Below are 19,052 nucleotides of genomic sequence, written 5' to 3'. Positions count from 1 at the left end.
CACCTCGATCGGAACTAGTAATCTACTTTACCTGCAAAACACTTTCTGCATGGCTAAATGCCTGTTCAAAGTCTGCAATGATGTCCTCAATTTCTTCAATTCCGCAGGAGACACGGATTAACCCTTCCGGAATGCCAACAGCTGCACGCTCCTCAGGCGTACATTCGACATGGCTCGTTGTTCGGGCCGGCCCTACTGTTGTTTCAACAGCTCCGAGGTTTGCAGCGCGGTTGGCAAATTGCAATTTCGGTAGCAAATCACGGACTGTATCTACTCCGCCTTTAACAGCAAAGCTGAGCATCCCGCCAAAATCCTTCATTTGTTTTTTGGCAATATGATGGTTTGGATGTGTTTCAATCCCTGGATAATAGACAGATTCCACCATATCTTTTGTCTGCAGGTACTTTGCAAGCTCCATTGCATTTTTACATTGCTGGCGGACACGAAGGTGAAGTGTTTTCATTCCGCGGATCATCAGGTAAGCTGCCATCGGATCCATTGTGGCACCATTGATTTCGCGATAATGATAGATTTTTTCCACAAGTTCATGCGGACCGCAAACGACTCCGCCCAGTGCATCAGCATGCCCGCCGAGGAATTTTGTAGCACTGTGGATAACCAGATCCACACCCAGTGAAATGGGGTTCTGATTCATTGGCGTTGCAAAAGTATTATCCACAATGACGATCGCTCCGGCATCGTGCCCGGCTTTTGCCATGCGCTCAATATCAGTAATCTTGACGGTTGGATTCGTCGGTGTTTCGAGGTAAAGAATTTTGCACCCTTTTGCCACTTCTGCCTCTATTTGCTCGTGATTCCCCGTTTCGCAAAGAACCACATCGATTTGCTGGCGGGGCAGAAATTCCGTAAAAATCTTGTTCGTTCCGCCATATGTGTCCTTCATCGATACAATGCGATCACCCGGCACCAAGAACGTTGATAACGTATTGCTGATTGCAGCCATACCTGTTGAAAAGCTTGTCGCTGCTTCGGCGCCTTCCAGAATTTTCACTTTATCTTCAAATGCCTGTACGGTTGGATTCGTATTTCTTCCATAAATATGTCCCTTTTTCTTTCCAATCGCTACATCATACCACTCATCCATATCATCATATCCATATGCCACACTGAGTACGACCGGCACCTGGGTGGCTCCATGCACCAAATAATCCTTTTCCCCAGCCCATACTGCTTTTGTACCTGCCTGAACATTTTCTTTTACCATACGATCACTCCTTCTCAGTTTTTTATTGCCAGTTTTTCGTTCTCAGCCTTCAAGCCGATTTCCCGCTTGACCAATTCACTGTAAGCAAACAGGGCAATGACAGTATCCTGGACTCCTGTACCAGTTAAATCACAAACCGTAATCTCCTCGTCACTTACCCGCCCTCTTAGCCTTCCCGAAGTTAATTGACCCAGTTCGATAACGTGCGATTCATTCGTTAATACTCCTTTGTCAAGGGCGTGATGCAATTCTCCAAGCCTGGCACACTGTGCTTTGGTATCGCATATAAGCTTATCCGCACGGGCAAGGACTTCTGCTTCAAGCTCCTGCTTATGCTCAGCATCTGATCCCATAGCCGTAATATGAAGTCCGGGATGAAGCCATTCCGCTTTGATCACCGGTTCTTTTGCCGGAGTCGTCGTAATGACCGTATCACTATTACGGACTAAGGCTTCGGCACTCTCAGCCACTTGGACCTCAACCCCCAATTCGGCGGACATATCGGCGGCATATTTTCTCGAACGATCCTCTGACCTGGAATAGACCAGGATTCTTTTATAATCCCGTACGAGTTTGAGTGCCCTTGCCTGGTATCTCGCCTGGCTTCCTGCTCCTATCACGCCTACTGTTTCAATGTTTTTGCGGGAAAGGTAGTTTGCAGCAATCGCTCCAGCTGCGGCTGTCCGTACCTCGGTCAAATAGCCGTTATCCAGCAGGATTGCCTGTGGGATGCCTGTTTGAGTGCTGATCAAGAGCATAAGTCCATTTCCGCTTGGAAGTCCCAGCTTATAATTATTGAAAAATCCGGAAGATACTTTAATCGCAAACATGTCTTCCCCTTTTACATAAGCGGTTTTGACATCCACTTCCCCGTTTTGGTCGTGCAGGTCAACACGCATAATCTGCGGCATGACGGCTTCATCTTTTGCAAGTTTCGTAAATCCTGCTTCCACAATAGCAATCGCTTCATTATTCAGCTGCACATACTGTTTAAGTTCCTGCTCTGTAAAAATTAGCATCCTTCCGGTTCACCTCCTAAATTTTTGAAAGTGATGCTTCTTTTATATATAAGTGCCTTGGGAGTTCTGCAAATGTTTCGCATCCATTTTCGGTTACCCTGAATGATTCACTTGCTTCGAAACCGTATTGATCAAGCCAGATACCCGGGATCAAATGGAATGTCATATTGGGCTGAAGGATGGTTTTGTCTCCTTTGCGGATGCTCGCTGTATGCTCACCCCAATCTGGAGGATAGTTCAGACCCATGGAATATCCCAGGCGCGATTCCTTTATAATTCCGCTTTTTTCAATCGATTTTCTCCATGCTTCCTCAATTTCTTCGCAGGCAATCCCTGGCTTAATCATACCCAGACAAGCGTTCAATCCCTCGACAACTACTTCCGAAAGTGATTTAATTTTTTCGGAGGGCTGGCCGATATGGACGGTTCTGGCAAGAGGGGAATGGTAACGCTTATAGCATCCGGCCAGTTCCAGGATCACTAGCTCGCCTGATTTATATCGCTGGTCCGTCCAGGTTAAGTGCGGAGTAGAAGTTCTTTCTCCAGATGGGAGAAGCGGCATGATTGCCGGGTAGTCCCCGCCGAATTCATCCGTTCCTGTTATTTGTGTATGAAAGATTTTCGCTGCCACATCACATTCACGTACGCCTTCATTAACCAGTTCAATTCCCGCTGCCATTGTTTTCTCCACAATTTTAGCTGCTCTTTTCATATACTCGATCTCTGTATCGGACTTTATTATGCGGACCCAGTTTACCAGCAGGGATGCATCCCGGAAACTGGCATTTGGAAGTCCTTTTTTCAGCTGCTCATAACATTTTGCAGTAAAATAATAGTTATCCATCTCAACACCAATGAAACGGTTTTGCTGTCCGATTTGCTTTAAGATTTCTGCCACAAAATCCATTGGATGCCTGGTTTCAGATTGTACATAATCGTCAGGGTAGGGAATAATATTTTCATGATAAAGCCATGTTGTTACTTTGGCTCCATTTGCATCCTGCCCCCTGCCAATCCAGATCGGCTGTTCCTCATCAATGATGATGACAAGCATTTGATGAACATAGAAGGACCATCCGTCGTAACCGGATAAATAATTCATATTAGCGGGATCCGTAATAAGCAATACTTCAATCCCCTCTGCTGCCATTCTTTCTCTTGTTTTCAAGATTCTCTCTTTATACTCTGCTGTTCCAAATGACATGGTGGCGCTCCCTCCTACCAAACCAGTATTTAATTTCTGTTTATAGGTTAATTATAGAGTCAGAGTAAGTAATCTATCATCCGTAAAGTTGTATGAAAATTCAAATTTTATTTTAGTCAAGTTATCGAAAAATTAAGAATTCAAATGATTTAAAAGGTCAGTAAAAAATATTGTCTTAAAATAGACTAATCGTTATAATGAGTTGCATTTAAATGATAGGAGAGGATGGTTCGTGATTCTCCGGTCAAAGGGAGATCAATAGCTACAGGGATCCTGGGAAGGACAGAAATCCGAGGTTTATGAAGATCAAAAAAAAACTGCGGGAGAATCCCTAAAGGATTTTTCCCACAGCTCTCCATTTTTCAATAAAATTAATTTTGACCTGCCATAACGGCATGTTCTCCTATTTTCCAAATTTTTATGCTTAGATCCAAAAGAAATAAATCATCCGGATCAATAAGGGATAAACCAGTCAAAGATTCAATCTTCCTTAGCCGGTACAGCAGGGACTGCCGGTGAAGATTTAGCGATCTCGCTGTCTGACTTACATTTCCATGAAACTGATTATAGGCGATGAAAGTGCCGATCAAATCCATATGCCGCTGCTCATCATATTGTACAAGAGGCTCAATAGTTGACATAATGATTTCTTTCATCTCATTATTGCCGGCCATATTTAATAGCACCCTGTCCACTCTTGTTTGCTCATACATCATTCGCTGTCCGGAACCCTTTTTCCGCCGCCCGATGCTTAAAGCAGTGCTTGCATGACGAAAGCTTTCCCCAAATCCTAAAATTCCTTCAAAAGCATTGCCGATACCCCAGGATATGATAACTTCAGGAAGCAAATTTCCCAGGCGCCGTTCTACAAGATCAAGGAAATTTGTGGCGTTTTCATTTTCCTTTACCCCCGGAGTTTCCAGGAAAATGACAAGCTGTTCACCCTGATAGGTCATCAGCATGTCCTTTTTAAGGGACTGGGCAGCATAGTAGATTTCTTCCTCGATATATTGAATCATGCTTTCAAGCCAATGTTCATATGAATCATAGTCCTGTTTGCGTTTTTGGAATAGTATTTTCATATTTTCCGGATAACCTACAATACACACATATGGGAGTTTAAGATTATATCCCAGCAATTTTGCCCTTGAATCGGCTTGGTCAAGTGATAAGAATTCACCTTTAGAAAGTTCATGGACAAAATCGCTGCGAAGGCGCATTTTTGTCTCTTCAATGGCATTTCTCCTTGAAAGCCAAAGAGCAATCGTAGTTGCAGCATGCTCTAACACGTTAACTCGAAAAAGAGTGAGAAAGGATTCGATTGATTCGGAATCAGGAACCAATACAAAAATATAACCTTGTGGATTGTCGGCTACCTGGAGGACCGGAATCTGAAAAACAAACCGGTTTCCTATCTTAACCATTTGGAACTTTTGAAACATGGGGTCTCCTTTTAATAGAGTGCTTTCTGTCCTTGATGGAAGAATTCCTTGCAGGACATATTTTTTCCACTCCTTTATAAAGGCTTGTGTGTGGATGCTTTTTTTTTGAAGGGTGCCGGATCGGTCTGTAATGGCAATCGGGTAACCAATATGCTTTTCAACGAATTTTGAGATTTCTTTCAGGTCGGTGTTTTTTAGAATGAGCTTAAGAAGCTCCTGCTGAACCTTTTCCGATTTTTCACGTTCTTTATATTCGATATCATTAATCTCTTTCATGACCGATTCGATAATACTGGAAAAGCGGATTTCCCATGGAATCACAATAATAATAAAATTATTCTTTTCGGCCAATTCTATTACCTCAGTGGGAATATCGAAAATGTATCTTCCCAAAGCCACCATCAGGGCGGAAGCGTCGGAGTCGATCACATCCTGAACAAACACTTTAAAAGCTTCAGAGTCATCCCCGCAGCCAATCCCTGTCGTCAATACCGCTTCATTTTTTCGGACAAAGTTTTCCACCGGCATTTCGATGGCTGAAATCCACTGGATATGCCGTTTTTCAGCATATTCCTTTCCCGTAACAATCTTGGCACTATTGAGAATCTTATATTTTAGTACATCTTTAACTGTTAATCTCATGTTGGCTCCCCTCTGAATACCTTAAGATTAGAAAGATCGAAGACTTTTATTATAGGAAACCATATTCAGATAGCAACGTCTACTATTAATTTTACACTTTTCTAGTTTATATTCTATTAATATAATAATTTCAGTATATTTCCATATCATGGGGACCAGTGCTTTACTTTGCCAAAATGGCTCGGGGAAACCTGGATTAGTCATTATATAAAGACTTAAAATAAGCCAATGCCACCGATTTTTTTACTATAGCCAAAGCTTTAAGCTAAGCTTTCTTGAATGCAGCGGCATTAAATAGTGATAACTTCTTTGGCACTTATATAATTAAAATGCCATAACTGGCATCTTTCGGTACCTCCTTCACCCGAATATACATAATACAATCAATTCAGACATTCATTCCCAATCTTCATTACAGATGGCATACTCTTGAATTACCCGATGAATGACAGAAAGATCGACATTATGCCCGCTGATGATTACAGCAACGTCCCCCTCTTGTCGGGGAATTTTCCCGCCTAAAACCGCTGCAACTCCAGTAGCTGCCGCTCCCTCCATAATCATTCTGTGCTTATCTATCATAAAAGCCATGCTGTATGCAATCTCCTCTTCGGAAATCAGATAAGCGTTATCCATGTATTCTTGAACTATACGGAAGGTGTAGCTGTTATCCTGACCAATTCCGCCCAGCAAGCTGTCAGCAAGAGTCTCACTCTCTTCAAGCAATACCGGTTTCCCTGCTTTTAAACTCTCATACATTACAGCAGATTTTTCCATACAAACACCTGAAACCCTTATCCCCCTGTCATTTGATTTTACCGCAAGCCCAACCCCTGAAAGAAGCCCGCCGCCTGAAAGGGGGACAATCACATCTGTTAGATTCGGAAGCTCCTCCAAAAGTTCCAAACCAATCGTTCCCTGTCCGGCAATCACATAAGGATCATCGAACGGCTGAATCACAGTCAGTCCTTCCTTCCTCTCCAGCTGATAGCATCTTTCCCCGGCGGCATCCTGGCTGTCACCGTAAATTTCTATTTTGGCTCCCAGCCTTTTTAATGAGTCGACCTTAGCTCTAGGGACACGGTTAGATAAGCATACAACTGCCTCAATTCCAAGCTTTTTTGCCACATACGCAACAGCCAGCCCATGGTTTCCCGTTGAATATGTAGCAATGCCCCGTCCTCTCGCTTCAGTGCTTAAACTCAAAATTTTATTCGCTGCCCCTCTGACTTTAAATGCGCCAATTTCTTGAACATTCTCCAGTTTCAAAAAGACCCTCCTGCCCATTTTTTCGGACAGGACTGCTGATTGAATCAATGGAGTCTTATATATCATGGAAGAAATTCGTTTCTTTGCTTCCCAAATATCGCGGATGGAAATATCTTTTCTTTCCTTCATACATTTTGAATGCACCAATGTTTGTTCCCCTCCATAAAAGAGTTTCTTGAATCAATAATAGTTCGATATTTCAGATAATTCAATTGTCCAAAGTGCTTATAAAAGGGGAGATTTTTTCATACAAATTTTATAACACTGTTGAAAACTCTATTAACTTAACCATAGTTAAGGAGTGATTATCAATAAGCTCCATTTTTACTCCATTTTAAATAGGACGCTGTTAGAGCAGTAAGTTATCTTTCCATCATCAATTTTGTCTTTGCTCACATCGCTTACATTAAATCCATAAGATCTATACCATTTCCTGCAATTAAATTCCCTATTTAGTTTCAATCACCACCTTTTTATCAGCATTATCCTAATTATTAGAGCCTGTCAGTAATGAATGGTTTAATAAATTATAATTTGAATGTGCAATGAAAAAAGCCGGTTTTATCTAAAATCGGCTTTTTTCTATGATTTAATAGAAATTGTACTTAGACTCCCTCAGTTTGATACAATTTTCTCACGAATACTCGCTTATTAGCAGGATTTCACCCTCCTATGATTGCATTAAATTAACCTGTAAGGAGCAGCTTTTGGACATTTGACTACTTGAAGACATAGTTAAATAGATATCGAACCCCACCTTTTACCATATAGTGCACATTACATCTCCAGGCTTTCCTTCCTAAAAATCTTATGAACTGCGTTTCTCACATGCTCCCATTCACTAGATAAAATAGTTAATACATCTAGTGATAGTAACCTTTGTTTTCGGCCGCTAGATCCAAGACTTGAATCTGGCTAAAATATTGTTTGGAAAAAAGCATCAGGTTTTTTCCGCTGCAGCTGAAATGTTTTTAAAAGAATTACAAGGAAATTTGCAAGTTCATTATCAGATTTATAGGATTATCTACTAAAAAATTATCTATTATTTATTCACAATCTCCCCCTTGTGGATGCTTTCATAGGGTTTTACCTGGGTTATTGACCAGTACATCAATGCGCCAAAAACAGCAACAAATCAACATAAAATATATAAATGCTAACTGTAAGGATATTCCTTCATAAAGAAAAATAACAATTATGGTCTGCTTAAAAATCTTGATCATCGCCTTGGCGAGCTTGCCGGGTAATAGCCTGCTTGCTATTCCGGGCATTGTACGCAGCTTATTACTTTCTCTTAAGCAGGAATAGTCCTCAATCGATCATTCATCTTCAAATAATTTTTCTCCTCTGTGGAGGCGCATTGCAATTTGTGCTGTATGCGGCATTTCTCTGGCTGTTGGGGCATGGCCTGCCAGATAACGTGTTACTGCGAGGATCAAAGTTTCCTGTGCATATCTAGCAAACCCGGAATCCTCTTTTTCCCAATGATCATGTTCGATCATTGCTGCTTCATACATTTGAAATGAATGAAACTCTGCATCCTCTCTTAGTAAAGCGTGCCCGAGCGTATTGAAGAGTTCGCTTTTATCACCACCACGTGCCAGGTAATTCACTACCCATCTCGCTGATTCTGCAACCTGTTGCTGTTGATTCATCATCTCCAATAATTCTGAAGGATTCTGCGGTTCAGTTTCCACATTCTTTGGTTCCGGCCTTCTTGCAGATGGAGTATTGAGAAAACGATCAAGATACACACTCATTGCTCCATGGAAAACAGCTCGGGTCAATTCAGGTGTAGTAGAGCGGCGTAACGATTCATGTACCGCATGTGCGTGAGTAAAAGTATGAAGCACAGTAATCCAATCCCTGAAATCATTTTGTACATGAAAACGGGAAATCCGATCAGCAGCCGCTAAAGTTACGATCTGGGCCAAACGGGAAGGGGGGACGCCGTTTTTAAGTGCATCCAACATCGTATTTATCGTTTTTATAGGGTCATCTGATAAAATTTGTTCAACCAATGTTGCTTCATCGATATCAGCGTCGCTTCGTGACGAAACATTAGCAAGGATATCAGGTAATTTCGGGAACGCCTCCATTAATGGCTTGACCAAGTTCACAGGTGATTGCCAGCTATGGGATTCTTCACTGCGGGCAACATCACCGATACCAGGTAACAATGATGACAGTACATAGGGCCGATGCTCAAAACCAATCTGATTTAAAATCTCGAATGCTTTATTATGAAAATCAAGAGTATGACCAGTATTTACATAAAAATGATCCGTGACCGCTGTCACATCATGTCAGCAAGCTTCTCGTTCGAGAATCCCAATTCTATCGCGGTCAATAGCACCCGCTCGGCTCCCTGTGAATCACGCACCTCCACACAATGACGATACCATTCTGATAATTGTTCGAATGATTGGGCATTCTTTTCATTTGATACAGGAAGGGATCCAAGCAAAAAGCGTGTTCCCATTCCAGAGCTTTCCCGTGCAACATGAACCAGGCCTTGGAACAACGCTAAAACCTGTGCGGTTTTATCCAATTTAGGCAATACATTTGTCATGGCTGTTAAAATCGTTAACCCAGAACCCCATCCGCTCCTCCGATGTGTCGTTCCGAATTCGACGCCGATCTTTGCAATCTCAGTCGCCGGAAAACCAGCTTCCATCAATCCGACAACCGATTTTGCGATGACAAGACTAATATTTTGCTCAAGGCCATCCCGTAATCGCTGCCTCAATTTTTCGATTGTCACCTTATTAAAAGGGACCGGGTAAACCCAAACCTCATTTTCCTTAATCTCGACAGGATAAGTAGGGACATCATCTGCCCATGGATCCAAGGTTCCACCACTTTTTATATCAAAGCGAGCATGATGCCAGTGACAAGTCAAAATCCCATCACATAGGCTTCCTGTATGGAGGGGAAAGCCCATATGCGGACAACGGTTATCCACCGCATAGACTTGTTTTTCGTAAACAAATACTGCAATTGCATGACTTCCGCCTTTAATTACCTTTGCACCTTCATCTTCAAGCGTCTTTAATGAACCTGCATAAATCAATTCTGACAATGGTATCACTCCCAAAAATGAATTTCAATGGACCCTCTGGATAAGGATAGAGGCCGTATAAAAATTGTTATCTACTACTTTATATTATGGATGGAATACAGTAATCCTTCATAAGTGTGGACTTTTCTCATCCAAAAGGCTGAAAGATAATCCCCAAAAGAGTTGGATTAACATAACCAGATTGAAGAACTTAAAAACAATGCAAGTTATCGAGCTTCCATGCTGTTATTAAATCACTGCATTGAATGCTGAACGGAAGCAATTCATAATAACGATAAAATAGAAAAGTTTAATTAACAGAAAGCCGCCTTTCCTTCATATCTTTTGCTTTGCAAGACAGATGGCTCTATTTCATTTTCTATTTCTTAACTCTCATGTCCATGCTGGTTTTTCAAATAAAACCCTTAAGCTTTGCTTATTTATTTAACAAAAATAATGAGAATAAATTTTCTCATTAATTGCCTGGATACTTGAAGAAACATCCAAAACAAGCTTTAATCCTTCTTAATGCTAAATATGATATAATTATAAAAACGACCAAACCCTTATACACCAAGGGTTTGGTCGTTTGCTAAGTCAAATTTATGACTGCGTTAATTTGTATTATACGAACATTTTTTCCATTATTTTAAATCCATTGGTCATACAAATCTTTTCTTGCTTCATGATATAGCAACTGTAATTGTGCGGGCCGTTATGTCCAAATAGAACGTTTATACATACTAACGACATGCCCTTCCATGTTAAATGAGCAGCAAATGTATTGCGAAATGTGGACAACTAGCTCTTCAAAATTTGAGTGTGAGCTCGCGTACGTCTAAAAAGCTTTTCTGGTGTTCCCCACACTCTTGATAGCACAATTCGCTCTTTTTTACGTTCCCTTTTTGGATCGTTAACATGCGTTCCGGTCAATTAATATGCTTTTTTCATGTCAACTAACTCTATAAGACACACAGACAGCCCTGGCATAGTGTCATAATGAAATTAAGTTGTACTCTAGAAAAACCAAAGGACTTTCTCACTTTTAATGACATTCCTTTTTCTAACTAGAAATTTAGTTCCCCTTCTTAAATAATGGCCCATATAGTTTAAGTTGAAAATATTCACAGTTTTTTATGTAGAAACATACAAAAAAGACTTCTTCTTACTAAAGAAAAACGCCTTTTTGTGATTAAATAGCCCTTACATTCGTGATTTTACTCCTGAGAGGTTAATGATTTTAATAATCTAATATTAACGATTCCTTTTTTCCTCCCAAAGTCGTATACGCTCTTCATGACTTACAACTTTGTGGATTTGGTGAAGCATCCATACATAACCAAAAGAGTCCATAAATATTGCATTTGACACTCCATAATCAGGTAGATCAGCAACCGGTTGTATCTCGGTGCATCCCAAACTCATTGCCTTTGTATATGTTTCCTTAATATCAGGGACAGAAACGTTAAACCAAATTGTTTTAGGGTCATCTTTGGATGGTGCTATCAATTGAAATTCTGGATTCTCATCCAACATGTGAAAGCGTACGCCGTAAAGGGTAAATACTGCTTCATTTGTTCCTTTGGGTAAATCTGAAACCTCAATACGTTCGATCTCAAATATGTTTTCGTATAATTCCAATGCTTTTAAGCTATCTGTAACAACCAAATCAATTTCTACTCCTACCATTATGATCACACTCCTTTTATTAGTTATTAAACATTCTTTACTTCATTTTCTTCTAATATATAATTAAGTATAACAAATTCTATATGTTACCCCTGAATATATGTCCATTTTCAATGATCCTGTCCGTTACATTAAGTCCACTTTTTCATAATATCTTCCTAATTCAAGCACAATACGCTAACTGTGTTGCACCAGAATCTGGCCAATTATTGAAAAAAAGCTAATGACGTTTGTTCAACCAACCTGCCCCGTTAGTCGAATAAAAAAAGTGCTGCCGATCCCATTGGATCTTCAACTCTTGAACCCGTTAGATAGGCTTATTTCTTCACAAACTGCTTATATGTTTCACTATTAGGTCTTGAGCAAAAAATAAGACTAGCCAAGCTGCAATTCCCAGACCTAATGAAGCAAATAAATGAATGGAATGTTTTAATGCTATTCCTATAATTAGCAACATCACTACTGTTCCAGGAAGCCCCCACACAACACCAATAGCAAACTTACTTATTTTGTCCATTTGTTCACCCTGAGTATATAGCCATAAAATACTTAAAAGGCTGACAATTGGTAAAGCCGCAATGACTCCACCTTGTTGAGGATATCTTCGGGAGAATTCTGTAATAACGCCAATTATAATGGCTGAAATAAGTATTTTAACTATTGTGAACATCTTTTGCTCTCTCCTGTAATAGTGTAAATGCCTCTAAGATTAATTCCCTTTCTTCAGCACTCATTTGTTTGAATAGAACTTTTTTTAGCTTTTCTTCATCGAGACTGGAATGACGGTGCAATACATCACTTCCCAAATCGGTAAGCCTTAAAATGACCTTACGCTCATCCTCTATGCTGCGGGTTTTAAATACATATTTTTTTTCAAATAAGCGTTTAATATGCTCTGAAGCTGTATTGTGAGACACTTGAATAGCTTCCGCAATCTCTTTGATTCCTACTTCTTCCTCTTTTTGAATAACTTGTAGAATGCGTATGCTTTGGTGAGGAATTTTTTCTTGGTGGTTATAACGTAATTGGTAGTAAATGTCCGTCCAAAGATGATTTAAAAGTGCAATTTCTTTCATCAACTTACCTCTCCTTATATCGTAATTTAAGAATATATCTTATAATACGATATAAATGGATTTATAGCAACAGTTCTTTACTAACCTGCCTCGTTAATTGAATAAGAAAAGGCTGCATTTTAGCAGCCAGAATATTAAAGCAAAGCACTCGTTAGTTCATTAAGGAAAGCATACCTTATTAAAGAATGGCGCTCTTTAATTAAAAATGCGCTGGTCATAACAGAGAACTTCTTTGATTTTATTTCTTGAGATATTGGTGCAGCTTACTGATCAAATCTTTATTTACTTCTACCCTATAGTGTGCAGCCAATATATAATTTAGTTTTTCTGCTAATTTCAAAGCACTCTTATAAGCATTTTTAATCTCTTTTTCTTTTAATGTTGAGGTAATTGCAGCATAATCATTGTAAGACTCGGTGCTTATATCTTCTTCCAAGTTTTTTGTACTGTTTAACCAACGCTCAACTGTTTGTTCTTTGACCCTTATTAATTGTAATATAAACTTTTGAACCTGAGTTAGAACCTCTAAAGAACGTGCTAACTCTCCTCTTTTCATTACGTTTACACCCATCAGCCAAGTATTCACGAAGTTATTAAATGCAAAGTTTACATTCTCATCTGTCATTCGGTCTGGTCCATCCCCACCTAAATCATCAAGTAAAGGCTTTAACTGATTGGTGGAGTCATAAATATACATAGAATCAGTATCTGGGAAAACACCAGTCGGTTTAAAACTTCTTATGATTTCTATTTCTGATTCAGGAAGAAAATGAAATTCTCCACGAATCATATTTGAAAAAATCACTACCTCTGTTCCATAATCATTGTAAAAGATTAAGTCAACTGAATATATTTCAGAAATCCAAAGTCTTGAGCTAAAATTCTCTACCTTATCATCGTCAATGAATATATAAAACTCAACATCAGAATACTGATCGCCTTCACCTTTAGTAAAAGACCCATACATCATACACGCTGAAACCGATTTATCTTGGATACATTTATCTCTAACACTTTGAATAATCTTCTTTTGAATTAACATATCTTAGTCCCCTTTTCAATAATTTTCTTTTAGAAAAGGGATATATCAACTACTGGACAGCATGAGCAACACATGTATAATGCTCCTTCCATTTCTTAATCCACATAAATATAACATAACACAATAATTTGGTGTGATTTTCAGTTCAACCTTATTCTTCTTATACAATGAAATTTAAGCAGGACAACCTTGTTTTATTTAATATAACCATTAGTTATTTTGATCATCAGTTGCACCTAAACTAAAGGGTACATTAGTAGTTAATAAAATCCCTATAATCCCATAAAGATAGCAGAGAGGCAGTAAAATCCATTTAACTTGTTTACAAATAAGCGTAATTCATAAATAAGCGTTAATCCTTCTTAACCTTAACTATGGAAAATGCCCAACCCCGTGTATACCAGGGGTTGGGCATTTTTTAACCATTTTTTGAAAGCGTTAATTTTTATTATAAGAACGTTTGTTTCTTTTTTATTTGAGAATTTATTTCTGGAAGAAAATTCTATCGATTATTTGTAAATCTTCTCTTCAATACACTTTTTATAATTCTTGGATGCATCAAGGTGGAAGTCGGGCGAAGAAGGTGCATAACCTTAATAAATGAGTTATATATATCTTTATCCTCAGATGATAAAAGAAAAATGTTTTTCGCATACCATTGCTGAATAGAAAGACCTGCGGGCTTTTTCCCAATAGTTTCCGGATAACGAAAATCCTCTGTTATAACCATATTCCAAATAGGAGAAATGATTTTCACAGCCTTTTGATGAAAGGTTTCAATCATTTTTTGATTTGTGTACGTTTCGTTCGCAAGTAATTCTTTTAATGCTAGCGCTTCCATGACTGCAATACTCATGCCTTGCCCAAAAAAAGGATCGATTCGGCATATCGTATCCCCGATCATTAAAAGACCGTTTGGAAAATTATTCACCTTATCAAATCTTCTCCAAGTGATATTCGGTACACGGTAGGTAGAGGTGCTGGATAAAGCAGTGGCAACCTTTAGTTCTTGATAGATGTCCAGTTTTGGCAATTTTTTGGCTATGTCTATAAAGCTGTTGTCACTTTTCAGTATTTCTTTTTCGTTTATTTCGTTATGATATCCCATAAACGTGACTAAAAAACGATTTCCCTCAACCTTAGAAATGCCTCCGCCGATTTTTTCAAAGGGAGGGGTTGGATACAGAAGTTTAATGGACCAGTCCCTGTTTTGGTTGTCAGGGAGTTGAAGTGTCTTTGTAAAATAACTTAAGTCAATTTTAACCGTCTCCTCTGGAATATGTACTTCTCGTTTGTTTAGCCATCTTGAGGAAAGACCGTTTACTCCGCTTGCATCTACAATCAGGTCCGCATTTATGGTTCTTATGGAGTTGCTGCCATTGATTACTTCGATTCCAGTAATTCGATTTTCTTCTTCAATATATATAAAGTTTTGAACGTTTTGGCTGTACTGAATGGTTACGTTTGGGATATTTTTAAAGTATTGTTCAATATGCCATTCTAGATGCGGGCGTGTTTGAAGAATGGTTGTGTAGTCTCCAACATAGCGGAGTTTCCAAACCCCATGGTGAAACCAAGAAATGTCTTGGGTGGAATTGATTTTAACAGCTCCGCTTGCGTTAAACTTCTCAGTAATACCAGGAAACAGCTCTTCGAGACCATTCGCACCGGAAAAAAGAAGCGCATGGATATGCTCGCCTTGTGGTACACCTTTCCTAGGAAAAGGTCCATGTGGTTCTGAATCACGTTCTAAAATAATTACCTCTTGGAAAATTTCAGACAGTACACGTGCAGCCAATTTTCCAGAAATACCTCCGCCAATAATAACAGCCTTTTCCCTTCGTAACAAATCACTGCAACTCCCATCAATATTAATACTTAATAAAAATAGTATACTATCCGCATAGAATTGGAAGAAATTTAAAATCTGTTAGTTCAATATTGATTAGAATAATCGTTTCCTTATTTTGAATATGCAGATACCTTTGCTTTAATAACCCTCTTAAAATTATTTAGTCCCATTTACAAGAAGGTCTGCTCTTTCGGAAGGTATATGTTCTTCACAATATAGAGGTCTTCTGAAATCATTCTATTATTTTCCCACATATCACGAGCATCTTCCCCGTCTCATTCAAGTCCCCGTGAATGCCTGAGTTCTCTTGGACAATCAACCCATATAGTATTTCAGCAAATTCTTTACGAGTAAAATAAACACCCTCTAGTATGACAACTCCCCCAATGGGAACAGTATGCCATTCTGCTAAACTATCCGTTTCCCAATCCTGCCGCTGATAAAGTCCTACTTTGTTTTAACTAATATCGTCTGCAGTATAGCTTTGACGTATACAGGAAGCCTTGATCTAAATGGAGAACGGCTCCAGTTACGTCTTTTTTCTTTGTAATGGAAGAAGTAAAATAATGAAAAAACGAAAAATTTTAAAAATAGAGAGGAAAATAAGCTTCATTTATATCAATTTATTTTTTCAACTTAAAAAGGGGTAGTATCAGCGAAGCTGAAACCACCCGCAATCTAGATGTAATTAAATGGGGAATAATTTATATGACCTCGTTATATAACTGCTGGGCATCGGTGATTGCAAGCTTTTATAGACTTCCAAGGACTTGCGGCTATGATCTTGGCCGTTTACACTTTATCCAACCAACTCCCTGTCATGGCAAGGCTCTGCCCCAATAATGTCGATGATTCACCGTCCTTTTTTTAAACGAACGACGAACCGCAGGCTCGGTGTCAGTCTTCGATTGCCTGGTAGACCATGGTCCAGAAGTCTAGCATAAGATGCATCGGATCCGGAACGGTCGACCCAAGTTGGGTGAGCAGGATTCCGATGAGCTGATTTTCCGGGTCAGCGTAGGTCGAGGTCCCGCTTCCTCCGTCCCAGCCGAATTGGCCGATTGGCGCGTAGTCGCCACGGTAGGTGCGCACCGCCATCCCCATGCCCCAGCCACCGTGCTGCCCTTGGCCGAATGATATATGGACGTTGTTGGTGGCCATTTCGTTTCGGACCGCTTGTTGTTCGGGTGTAAGGCGGTTGGTAGTCATCAGCTCAACGGCGGCCCGGGACAAAATTCGTTTGTTCCCGTGCATCCCTTTGTTCAGCAGCATCCGGAAGTAGGCGTGATAGTCATCGACGGTGGAGGAAAGTCCGCCACCGCCGCTCTCGAACGCCGGAGGCTGGCTATGGAGTCCCCCCTTGGCCTCGTCCCATACGATGAACTCTCCGGTTTGCGGATCGGGGGCGTAGAGTGGCGGCAGCCGGTCAATCTTGCTTTCGTGCAAGTAGAAACCGGTGTCTTTCATGCCCAGCGGATCGAAGATGCGTTCGCGTAGGAATGTTCCATACGACTGGCCAGTGACTCTAGCAACGAGCACGCCGAGTAGATCGTTGCTGATGTTGTATTGCCAGCGCTCTCCGGGCTGGTACTGCAAGGGAAGTGAACCAAGGCGGCGCATCCACTCATCCGGATCGGGCATCGGCGGTACATTGGCCGCGAGATTCTTCTAGAGGATCGCGTTCATGATCGGAGTGCCCAGCGCCGTGAAATCCAAGCCGAGCCCAAACGTGGAGGTTAGCAGATCCCGTACGGTAATCGGCCGCCGTGCTGGCACAGTATCGTCCAGCGGACTGTCGGGCCGTTTCAGCACCTGCCGATTTGCGAGTTCAGGCAGCCACTTCTCTACTAGGTCATCCAGCCGTATCTTACACTCGTCGAGCAAAACCATCACCGCCGCGACCGCGACTGGCTTGGACGTTGACGCCATCCGGAAGATCGTGTCCCGGCACATTGGCCCACCACCGTCATGGCGCATTGTTCCGATCGCTTCGACGTGCGTCTCACCGTATCGGCTAACTAGGGCGACGAGCCCAGGAACCTTCCCTGAATCGACATACCGTGCCAGCACCTTACGCATTCTGCGCAGCCCTATTTCTGAGAAGCCGTTGTTGTTTTGCACCGTTGAACTGTTTTTCATTTGGTTTCCCTCTCTTTGCTTTTTTATCCGCCTATGGATATGTCCTTCGTTTAGCATAGAGCAAATTGTTCATTTGGACGTTTATTCTCGTTTTCATCAAAATTAACGTCACCATTATTCCGTAATAAACTTCATTGACAACCGTTGTCTTGCCCGCCCCATTAGAGCCGAGCAGGGTGAAAATACTGGCCTTATCCATTTAAACTCTCACCTTCCCATTACCTAATTATGTATATTCCGGCAGTAAATACATATTCCATATTCAACAATCCTCTTTTGAACACTAACCTGCCCCGCTTTCTTAAATAAAAATAAAAGCGTTAATCCTTACCTGAGAGAAATAAGAGTTATATATCAGTTGCCTGTGCTTCTAATTTCATAATGGCACCAAAATATTGTGAAGCAGTTGCAAAAGTGATAAACGCACAAAGCTCGCTAATTTCACCGTCAGACATGTACTCTTTTAACACTTTAAAAATTGCATCTGGAACATCCCCTTTTTGTTTAATAAATACCTCCGCAAATCCTACCGCAATTGATATTTTTTCATCGTACAAATTAGGTTCTGGTTTTCCTTTTGCTTTGCAATATGCACAACCACTACTTTGTGCAAGAGTTCTTCTTACTTGCTCTTTTAAATGAGCAGTAAGCTTCCCTTCTTTCTCCAACTCATTTCCCAGTCGACTCCACATAATCATTATTTCCTTGTTATGTCCCAAAAGTCTTTGGAAAGGGGTCGCCCCGAACTGTGATTCCTCAATTCTTGCCATAATTAATCCCTCCTTGTATTATTTATCATATCGAATTATTTCATCGCTTCACATTAAGTTTGAAATGTAGTTTTCAATATTTCATTAAAAATTTAACGAAAATGAGGGAAATAAGATTTGATATGAAAATCGATGATATTGATAAGAAAATAATAGATGTATTAAGCGAAGATAGCAGATTATCAATGAGCGCACTTGGAAGAAAAATCAATTTATCTTCTCCATCAGTTACAGATCGTGTTAGGAAAATGGAATCACTTGGAATAATTAAAAAGTACACATTGGAAGTGGATTATGAGAAATTAGGGCTTCCAATCCAATGTATAATAGAAGCAACTGTTAAAAATGGGAACTATAGCTCTTTTAGGAAATATATTGAGGAGTTACCAAATGTAGAATTCTGTTATCGGATTGCAGGAAATGCCTGTTATATGCTAAAAATACAATTCGACACTTTTAGAAAGGCAGAAGAGTTTATTGAAAATGTAAGTCCGTATGCCCGTACTGTCACACATTTTATTTTTTCGGAGGTCCACACCAATTTGAAAATGAGTACCCAATAGGTAATAATCAAGTCTATTTAACTAATCTGACTCGTTAACACAATAAGAAAAGCATCCGC

The 19,052-nt window shown here is 40.2% G+C and carries 13 protein-coding genes and 4 pseudogenes; 2 read left to right on the top strand and 15 right to left on the bottom strand.

Features of this window, described 5'->3' with window-relative positions:
* Positions 1-22: 22 nt before the first annotated feature.
* The 5 genes from NR125_RS09885 to eutB all read right to left on the bottom strand — a co-directional run bounded on the left by NR125_RS09885 (position 23) and on the right by eutB (position 6,930).
* A complete protein-coding gene (locus NR125_RS09885) occupies positions 23-1,225 on the bottom strand; it encodes a cystathionine gamma-synthase family protein (RefSeq protein WP_192908735.1) in 1,203 nt (400 codons plus the stop codon).
* 14 nt (positions 1,226-1,239) lie between these two features.
* Positions 1,240-2,244: a cyclodeaminase gene (locus tag NR125_RS09880; protein WP_192908736.1), complete on the bottom strand. Its 1,005-nt coding sequence runs from the start codon at positions 2,242-2,244 to the stop codon at positions 1,240-1,242.
* Positions 2,245-2,260: 16 nt separating this feature from the next.
* Positions 2,261-3,448, bottom strand: a complete 1,188-nt coding sequence (locus tag NR125_RS09875) for a M24 family metallopeptidase (protein ID WP_192908737.1) — start codon at positions 3,446-3,448, stop codon at positions 2,261-2,263.
* A gap of 371 nt (positions 3,449-3,819) precedes the next feature.
* Complete coding sequence (locus tag NR125_RS09870) at positions 3,820-5,532, bottom strand: PucR family transcriptional regulator (RefSeq protein WP_019382097.1); 1,713 nt, start codon at positions 5,530-5,532, stop codon at positions 3,820-3,822.
* Positions 5,533-5,928: 396 nt separating this feature from the next.
* Entirely contained in the window at positions 5,929-6,930 is a 1,002-nt protein-coding gene (eutB, locus tag NR125_RS09865; RefSeq protein ID WP_256815221.1) for a hydroxyectoine utilization dehydratase EutB, read from the bottom strand.
* Positions 6,931-7,639: 709 nt separating this feature from the next.
* On the opposite strand from eutB, the pseudogene NR125_RS29590 reads away from it, so the two are divergent.
* Positions 7,640-7,819, top strand: a pseudogene (locus tag NR125_RS29590) (LysR family transcriptional regulator); the annotation flags it as partial.
* 301 nt (positions 7,820-8,120) lie between these two features.
* Here NR125_RS29590 and NR125_RS09860 read toward each other — a convergent pair.
* From NR125_RS09860 to NR125_RS09815, 10 genes and pseudogenes are all read right to left on the bottom strand, one after another.
* Positions 8,121-9,883, bottom strand: a pseudogene (locus NR125_RS09860) (Rieske (2Fe-2S) protein).
* A gap of 1,233 nt (positions 9,884-11,116) precedes the next feature.
* Positions 11,117-11,551 carry a VOC family protein gene (locus NR125_RS09855; RefSeq protein WP_009334012.1) on the bottom strand — a complete coding sequence of 145 codons (435 nt, stop codon included), beginning with the start codon at positions 11,549-11,551 and terminating at the stop codon, positions 11,117-11,119.
* A gap of 325 nt (positions 11,552-11,876) precedes the next feature.
* On the bottom strand, positions 11,877-12,221 hold the full coding sequence (locus tag NR125_RS09850) for a DUF3147 family protein (RefSeq protein WP_009334011.1): 345 nt from the start codon (positions 12,219-12,221) through the stop codon (positions 11,877-11,879).
* Positions 12,205-12,627: a MarR family winged helix-turn-helix transcriptional regulator gene (locus NR125_RS09845; protein ID WP_009334010.1), complete on the bottom strand. Its 423-nt coding sequence runs from the start codon at positions 12,625-12,627 to the stop codon at positions 12,205-12,207. Before NR125_RS09845 ends, NR125_RS09850 begins: the two co-directional genes overlap by 17 nt.
* 238 nt (positions 12,628-12,865) lie before the next feature.
* Complete coding sequence (locus NR125_RS09840) at positions 12,866-13,669, bottom strand: hypothetical protein (protein WP_009334009.1); 804 nt, start codon at positions 13,667-13,669, stop codon at positions 12,866-12,868.
* Between the two features lie 502 nt (positions 13,670-14,171).
* Entirely contained in the window at positions 14,172-15,518 is a 1,347-nt protein-coding gene (locus NR125_RS09835; RefSeq protein ID WP_009334008.1) for an NAD(P)/FAD-dependent oxidoreductase, read from the bottom strand.
* Between the two features lie 159 nt (positions 15,519-15,677).
* A pseudogene (locus NR125_RS09830) lies at positions 15,678-15,969 on the bottom strand (nucleoside/nucleotide kinase family protein); the annotation flags it as partial.
* A gap of 449 nt (positions 15,970-16,418) precedes the next feature.
* Positions 16,419-17,660 (bottom strand): annotated as a pseudogene (locus tag NR125_RS09825) (serine hydrolase domain-containing protein).
* 31 nt (positions 17,661-17,691) lie between these two features.
* Complete coding sequence (locus tag NR125_RS09820; protein WP_256815220.1) at positions 17,692-17,859, bottom strand: hypothetical protein; 168 nt, start codon at positions 17,857-17,859, stop codon at positions 17,692-17,694.
* Between the two features lie 148 nt (positions 17,860-18,007).
* Complete coding sequence (locus NR125_RS09815) at positions 18,008-18,430, bottom strand: carboxymuconolactone decarboxylase family protein (RefSeq protein WP_071157086.1); 423 nt, start codon at positions 18,428-18,430, stop codon at positions 18,008-18,010.
* A gap of 122 nt (positions 18,431-18,552) precedes the next feature.
* Here NR125_RS09815 and NR125_RS09810 point away from each other — a divergent pair, with 122 nt between their 5' ends.
* Entirely contained in the window at positions 18,553-18,993 is a 441-nt protein-coding gene (locus NR125_RS09810; protein WP_256815233.1) for an Lrp/AsnC family transcriptional regulator, read from the top strand.
* Positions 18,994-19,052: the final 59 nt, after the last annotated feature.

It is taken from the genome of Cytobacillus sp. Bac17 (assembly GCF_024519925.1).
Lineage (GTDB): Bacteria > Bacillota > Bacilli > Bacillales > Cytobacillaceae > Cytobacillus > Cytobacillus pseudoceanisediminis.
Note: the sequence above shows the minus strand (reverse complement) of the source record. Positions and strands in the feature narration are given on the sequence as shown.